Annotated in this window: 5 protein-coding genes and 1 pseudogene; 3 read left to right on the forward strand and 3 right to left on the reverse strand. The window is 59.3% G+C overall.

Features of this window, described 5'->3' with window-relative positions; all coding sequences use genetic code 11:
• Nucleotides 1-40 precede the first annotated feature (40 nt).
• The gene (locus FIV39_RS30430) at nt 41-691 is read left to right on the forward strand and encodes a hypothetical protein (protein WP_143513881.1); all 651 of its coding nucleotides are present in this window, start codon (nt 41-43) and stop codon (nt 689-691) included.
• A gap of 177 nt (nt 692-868) precedes the next feature.
• On the opposite strand, the gene FIV39_RS30435 is transcribed toward FIV39_RS30430, so the two are convergent.
• The 3 genes from FIV39_RS30435 to FIV39_RS30445 form a co-directional block, all read right to left on the reverse strand.
• A complete protein-coding gene (locus FIV39_RS30435) occupies nt 869-2,098 on the reverse strand; it encodes a M20/M25/M40 family metallo-hydrolase (protein ID WP_090404977.1) in 1,230 nt (409 codons plus the stop codon).
• Nucleotides 2,099-2,144: 46 nt separating this feature from the next.
• On the reverse strand, nt 2,145-3,203 hold the full coding sequence (locus FIV39_RS30440) for a diguanylate cyclase (RefSeq protein WP_090404980.1): 1,059 nt from the start codon (nt 3,201-3,203) through the stop codon (nt 2,145-2,147).
• Nucleotides 3,204-3,308: 105 nt separating this feature from the next.
• Complete coding sequence (locus FIV39_RS30445; RefSeq protein WP_090404983.1) at nt 3,309-3,941, reverse strand: LysE family translocator; 633 nt, start codon at nt 3,939-3,941, stop codon at nt 3,309-3,311.
• Nucleotides 3,942-4,065: 124 nt separating this feature from the next.
• Between FIV39_RS30445 and FIV39_RS30450 the strand changes: the two genes are divergently transcribed.
• Together FIV39_RS30450 and FIV39_RS30455 are read left to right on the forward strand one after the other, a co-directional pair.
• Nucleotides 4,066-5,478, forward strand: a complete 1,413-nt coding sequence (locus FIV39_RS30450; RefSeq protein WP_090404985.1) for an aminotransferase-like domain-containing protein — start codon at nt 4,066-4,068, stop codon at nt 5,476-5,478.
• Between the two features lie 233 nt (nt 5,479-5,711).
• Nucleotides 5,712-6,000: pseudogene (locus FIV39_RS30455) on the forward strand (ribonucleotide-diphosphate reductase subunit beta); the annotation flags it as partial.

Here is a 6,000-nt window from a genome sequence, read left to right on the forward strand (position 1 = left end):
TAATTGGCGATGACTCACCCACTTATTTCAAAAGAAAAAAATGGCAACTGTATACATAAATGAGCTGGGAGTAAGGCCATGGGAAAGCGTACACCTAACAAATGATGGGAGATTCACCACTACGACACTGTTAAGTCATGATTTCAACAATGTTTGGAAATCATGGTGTGAGGTGATGGAGCAGCTATCAGACAAATGGTCAATTAAAAGAGAGTGGCACTCAGCACTTACGGCCGACTTCAACTCAAAAACCGAAGAGTACTTATTTAAAAAAATGCAGCAAAAAACGCTTCGTAACGGAGATTTATTTAAAAAAAATGAAAAAAGCAATATTTACTCGACAATCAAAAACCTCCCTGGCAATCCGAAAGAAATAAAGAACCAGAGTTTTGAAGGCTCGCACGACGTCATCTTAATAATCCAAAAAACAGAAAGTGATATAGCCGAACTCTGGTCCAAAATGACAATATTTGAAAATAGTATTACGCCCGAAAAAATCAGCACATTCTTGGAGTCTCAATCAGATATATTGTTATGTAGGTTTTACGAATCCGATACACACGCCGCAGCTCAATTCATCTATCACACCAATACCGAGAGTAAAAACATTTTAGAAACAATCAAAAACCGATTCGACAAGACAAGCATTGAAGACATCCATCTCTATATAAACAACAAACAAAGAATATAATTTCGACCTATATACCTCCCCACAATAAAACCACGGCCCCCGTCAGGGCGATGCGATTATTCAGGTAGATCGGTGGGTTTAGGTTTGGGCCTGCTGCGCAGTCCAACGCAGGGCAAGCCTGCTCGCCACAAGGAATGAAGGCTCAGCCAAGTTGAATGGGTGAGCCTCACAGGCGGATCAGCGTTTACTCAGTTCCATAATCATCCGACTCAGCAGGTAGATCCGCGGCGCGACGCTCTCCACCTCCGCATACTCCTCCGGCGTATGAATATTCCCCCCCACTATCCCAAACCCATCCAACGTCGGCGTGCCCACACCGGCTGACAAACTGGCATCCGCCGCCCCGCCGCTGCCTTCAATGGTCAATTTTTTACCCAGCTCCCCATAAATCCCTTGGGCAATCGCCACCAGTTTGTCCGACTCCGGCGTCTGCGGCATGGGCGGCAGACCGCGTTTCAAGGTGGTGGTCACTTCGGCTTCCGGGATCAGCTTGTTGGCGGAGACCCGCACCAAGTCTTTCTCGATCCGATCAAACTCTTCCGGCAACGCCGCGCGCACGTCGGCCTTGGCGGTGGCTTGGTCGGGGATGACGTTGGTGCGGTCGCCCGCCTTGATCACGGTGAAGTTAATCGTGGTTTTCTTTTCTTCATCACCGAGTTTGCCCAGTTGCAGAATCTGGTGCGCGGCTTCCATGGCGGCGTTGCGCCCCAGCTCCGGGGCGACGCCGGCGTGGGCGGCTTTGCCTTTGACTTCGACCACCGCGGTGGCACTGCCTTTGCGCCACACCACCAGGCCGTCGGCCGGGCGGCCGGGTTCGAGGTTCAGCGTGACGTCGTGGGCCTTGGCGGTGTTGCGGATCAGTTCAGAGGCGATGTCGGAACCGGTTTCTTCGCTGGCATCGAGCAGGAAGGTAATCTGTGCGTAGTCCTTGAAGCCCTGGTTTTTCAGGACTTTGAGCGCGTAGATGCCGGCGACGATGCCACCTTTGTCATCCATCACGCCGGGACCATAGGCGCGGCCGTCCTTGATGTGAAACGGTCGTTCGGCCGCCGAGCCTTCCTTGAACACGGTGTCCATGTGGGCCATCAGCAGGATTTTGGCCTTGCCGCTGCCCTTGAGGGCGGCGATCACATGGCTGCTGTTGGCGGCGGCATCCGGCACCCGTTCAATGGTGAAGCCCAGCTGTTTGAGTTCATCGACGGCGATATCACTGACCTGGGTCAGGCCTGGCCCGTAGCCGGAACCCGAGTCGATATTCACCAGGCGCTCCAGCAGTTTCAGGGCCGGGGCCTTGTACTGCTCGGCGTCCGCCTGGATCTGCTTGTGGGGTTCGGCGCTGTAGGCCGGGAGTGCGAAGGACAAGGCCAGCGTGGCGGCCAGGAGGGTACGCGGGAAGGTGAAGGGCATGAACCGATCCTTGTTGTTTGTTGGGGTGCCGCCTCACCCTACCCCACTAGACCGACCGCAACCAAGTGCCTTGCACCGAACTGACCCGGTTGCGCCCGCTGCTCTTGGCTTCATACAGCGCCAGGTCTGCATCGTTGAGCCACGTGGTGGAATCGGCGTGCTCCGGTTGATACGGCGCCAGGCCGATACTCAAGCTGGCGCGCAATGAAGCGTCCTGGGCGTACGCCAACGCGTTGAAGCGATCGCGCAACGCATCCATCACTTCGGTCGCGCGGTTGAGCGACATGCCCGGCAGGATCACGCAGAATTCATCACCGCCATAGCGTCCGGCCAGGTCGGTGGCCCGCAGGTTCTGGCGCAGCACTTTGCTGAGCTGACGCAGCACGATGTCGCCGGTGACGTGGCCATAGGTGTCATTGATGAGCTTGAAATGGTCGATGTCGATCAACGCAATCGCGGCCCCTTGCTGTTCGCGGCGGCAGCGTTGGAACTCGATCTCCAGGTGGTCTTTCCAGGCGCCATGGTTGAGCAAGTCGGTCAAGCTGTCGGTGCGGCTCAGCGCCAGTAATTCGCGTTTATGCCGGGCCAGGGTCACCGCCTGGCGGTAACAGATCCAGCCCAGCGCCAGCGGATACAGCGTCAGAATCGGCAGGCAGGCATAGAGCTGGATCGGGGTGGTCGTGGCGATAAAGGCTGGGGTGAATATCAACAGCGAGGTGCCGATGCCGACCGCCTGCGCCACCCAACCCGCCAGCATGAAACGCGGACCGCCGATGGCCACGTTGTTCATGGTCATCATCGACAGCGTCGTCACACCGGGCAGCGGGTTGAAGTGCATGGCAGCGACCCAGAAACCGCCGCAAAACGAATCGAACAGCAGGTTGCGGCGCTCGCTGCGCAACGCATTGGCGGTACGCAACGAGAGCTGAAAGGCCACGACCGGCCAGACGAACGCGTTGATGACCATCCAGGCCCACACCCACGGGGGTGGATCCAGCGGGTACATGCCAAACACCACGCACACAAAACCGAGCGTCAGCCCTAAGGTGCGGGATTTATACAAACGGGTAGCGAGCGGAAGTCCTTTTCCTCCGGCGGCTGGCATGGACGGCTGTAATCCTGGATGAATGCCTGGAGTCTATCAGGGCGCCAGCAATTAGCCACCACCACTCATAAGCTCACCTCCCAGGCAAAAAACCATCCAAAACGCTTAGTGGGAAAAGCCCCGGGCCAGCATCCACGCCACACCCAGCAACAGCACCGCCGTGATCCGCTGCAACAGCACACGGCGCTCGGGGTTTTCCAGCACGAGCCTGATGCGCTGGCCGAAGTAGCAATACAGGCAACCGCTGGCAAATTGCAGCACCAAGAAGGTCGCCCCGAGGATGGCGATATCCGCCGCCGAACTGTGCTCCCCTGCCCCGGCGAACTGTGGGAACACGGCGCTGAACATGATGAGGGTCTTGGGGTTGGAGAACCCGGTCAGCAAACCCTTGCCGAACAAGCGGCGTGCGCCCTCTACGCCAGCAGCCTGGTCTATGGCAACGCCGTTGCTGGTCCACTGCTTGTAGGCCAGGTAGAGGATGTAGGCCACGCCGACAATCTGGATGCCCTGAGTGATGGCGAGGTTGCCCTTGATCAGTTCCGAAAAGCCCACGGCAAAGACCAGGATCGAAATCAGGTACGACACACTGGCGCCGATCTGCGCCGGGATCGAACTGCGCAAGCCATCCTTCAGGCCCAGGCTCAACAGCAGCAGGGTCATGGGGCCGGGGCTGAAGGTCATGGTGGCGCAAAACAGCAGGAAGTAGATAAACGAAGAGAGCGTCAATGCGCTGGTCATGGCCTTGGACCTAGGGTGAGAAGGCCTGCAGTCTAGGCAAGCGACGTTGCACAAGGCAGGTAAAGTCAGGCCTAATCCGGCCGAACTTCACCGGTAAAAGCACCGGCAAACACAAGGACGGTTTATGTTTGTATCCGCCATCGCGTTCGTGGACGGCACACCCAAGGTGCAGCAGATCGTCGAGACGTTCAGCCAGCGCATCGAGAGCGGCGAATGGGCACCCGGCAGCAAGTTGCCGTCGGTGCGAGAGTTGACCCAGACCCTGGGCGTCAGCAAGTTCACCCTCAACGAAGCCCTCGACCGCCTGCGCGGGCGCAACCTGCTGACCTCCAGCCAGGGGCGTGGCTACTTTGTGGCGATGGACAGCGCGCGCCCGGCCTCGGTGGCGTGGGTCGACCTGCTGCCCCAGGATCTGCTCAGCGTCCTGCGTCGCCCGCTGGTCACCGCCGGTGGCGAGTTGCGCCCCGGCAGCGGCCACCTGCCGGAAGCATGGCTGAACACCGAGACCATCCGCCAGGCCATGCGCGGCGTGGTGCGCGCGCCGTCGTTGCGCATCGCCGGGCTGGGCACTCCGGCCGGGTTATTGCCACTGCGCCAGGCACTGCAACACAAGCTGCACGGCGAAGGCCTGTCGGTGCCGGTGGAACAGATCATCACCACCCCCAACACCGTGCAAGGCCTGGACATGCTGATGCGCCTGCTCGCACGTCCCGGCGACACGGTGCTGCTCGACGCACCGTGCTATTTCAACTTCCACGCCAACCTGGCCCTGCACGGCGTCAAGGTGGTGACCCTCCAACGCCGCCCCGACGGTTTCGATTTCAGCGCCCTCGAACAGCTGCTGGCCGAACACCGCCCCAGCCTGTACCTGACCACCAGCGTGCTGCACAACCCGACCGGCCATTCCTTCAGTCCCAGCCAAGCGTTTCGCCTGTTGCAACTGACCCAGCAGTACCACTGCCATATCGTCGAGGACGATCTTTACGGCGACCTGCACCCCAACCCGCCGCCGCGCCTGGCCACCGTTGCCGGGCTGGACCAGGTCACCTACCTGTCGGGTTTCTCGAAGATCCTCAGCGCCAACACCCGGGTCAGCTTCGTGGTGGCCGCGCCGCAACTGGCTGCCAACCTGACCAATATGAAGTTGATGAGCGGCGGCGTGACCTCGGAGCTGTTCGAGCAGATCGTCTACCGCATGCTCAGCGAAGGCAGCTACGCCAAGCACCGCAAGCGCATGGTCCAACGCCTGATGGAGGCCGGCGGGCGTGTGGAGCAATGGCTGCGGCGCTGCGAGTGTGAGTTGCCGATGGCCTATGAAGGCGGGATGTTCATCTGGGCACGCCTGCCACCGGGTGTGAACGGCGAGCTGTTGGCCCAGGAAGCGTTGAAACACAGCATGGTACTGGCACCGGGCGCGCTCTTCGGCTACGACCCAGCCCATCGCGATTCGATGCGTTTCAACGTGGCCCACAGTGATGAGCTGCGGGTGCAGCGGGTGTTTGAAGCGCTGTTACTGAAGGTCGTGGGCGGGTCCTGAACCGCAGCGGCGGTTCTGCCGTCCCTGCGACGTTCGATCCCTTCTTGTGCGTTGACCGGTTCTGTTACACACCATATAGTGTGCCCACAAACAGAACAGACCACTACATAGTGTGCAGTATCGGTATTGACCGACCACACTCTGCGCAGTATTTCAATGCCTGGCAGCCTGCAAATCAGATTTTTTTGGACGGGTTCACACGCCGTCAGAACAGAACAGAAGGGAGTATTTCAATGCTGAGTTGGGATGAAGTCGACAACGAGGACACCGGTGCAGCAGTGATCAAGGGCGCCAACGCCGGCCACGCCAGCGAAGCCAACATGGACCGCCTCGACGGTGCCGGCGCCGCTGCCGCCATCGAAGCCCGCGCCGTCACCGCCAGTGACTCCGCCGCTATCGTGCGCGCCAAGGCTGCCCTCGACAAACTCGACGTCGCCGAAGGCCTCGCCGAACTCGAAGGCGCCTCCGCCCGCGTCGCCGTTGACGAAAAGCGCATGATCAACTGCCGCGCCGACCTCAACC

The sequence above is a fragment of the Pseudomonas grimontii genome (assembly GCF_007858185.1).
In the GTDB taxonomy this organism is placed as follows: domain Bacteria; phylum Pseudomonadota; class Gammaproteobacteria; order Pseudomonadales; family Pseudomonadaceae; genus Aquipseudomonas; species Aquipseudomonas grimontii.

Excerpts from the sequence above, each read along its gene's own strand:
- FIV39_RS30430 (WP_143513881.1), top strand. The coding sequence starts at position 41 with ATGGCAACTGTATACATAAATGAGCTGGGAGTAAGGCCATGGGAAAGC.
- FIV39_RS30435 (WP_090404977.1), bottom strand. The coding sequence starts at position 2,098 with ATGCCCTTCACCTTCCCGCGTACCCTCCTGGCCGCCACGCTGGCCTTG.
- FIV39_RS30440 (WP_090404980.1), bottom strand. The coding sequence starts at position 3,203 with ATGCCAGCCGCCGGAGGAAAAGGACTTCCGCTCGCTACCCGTTTGTAT.
- FIV39_RS30445 (WP_090404983.1), bottom strand. The coding sequence starts at position 3,941 with ATGACCAGCGCATTGACGCTCTCTTCGTTTATCTACTTCCTGCTGTTT.
- FIV39_RS30450 (WP_090404985.1), top strand. The coding sequence starts at position 4,066 with ATGTTTGTATCCGCCATCGCGTTCGTGGACGGCACACCCAAGGTGCAG.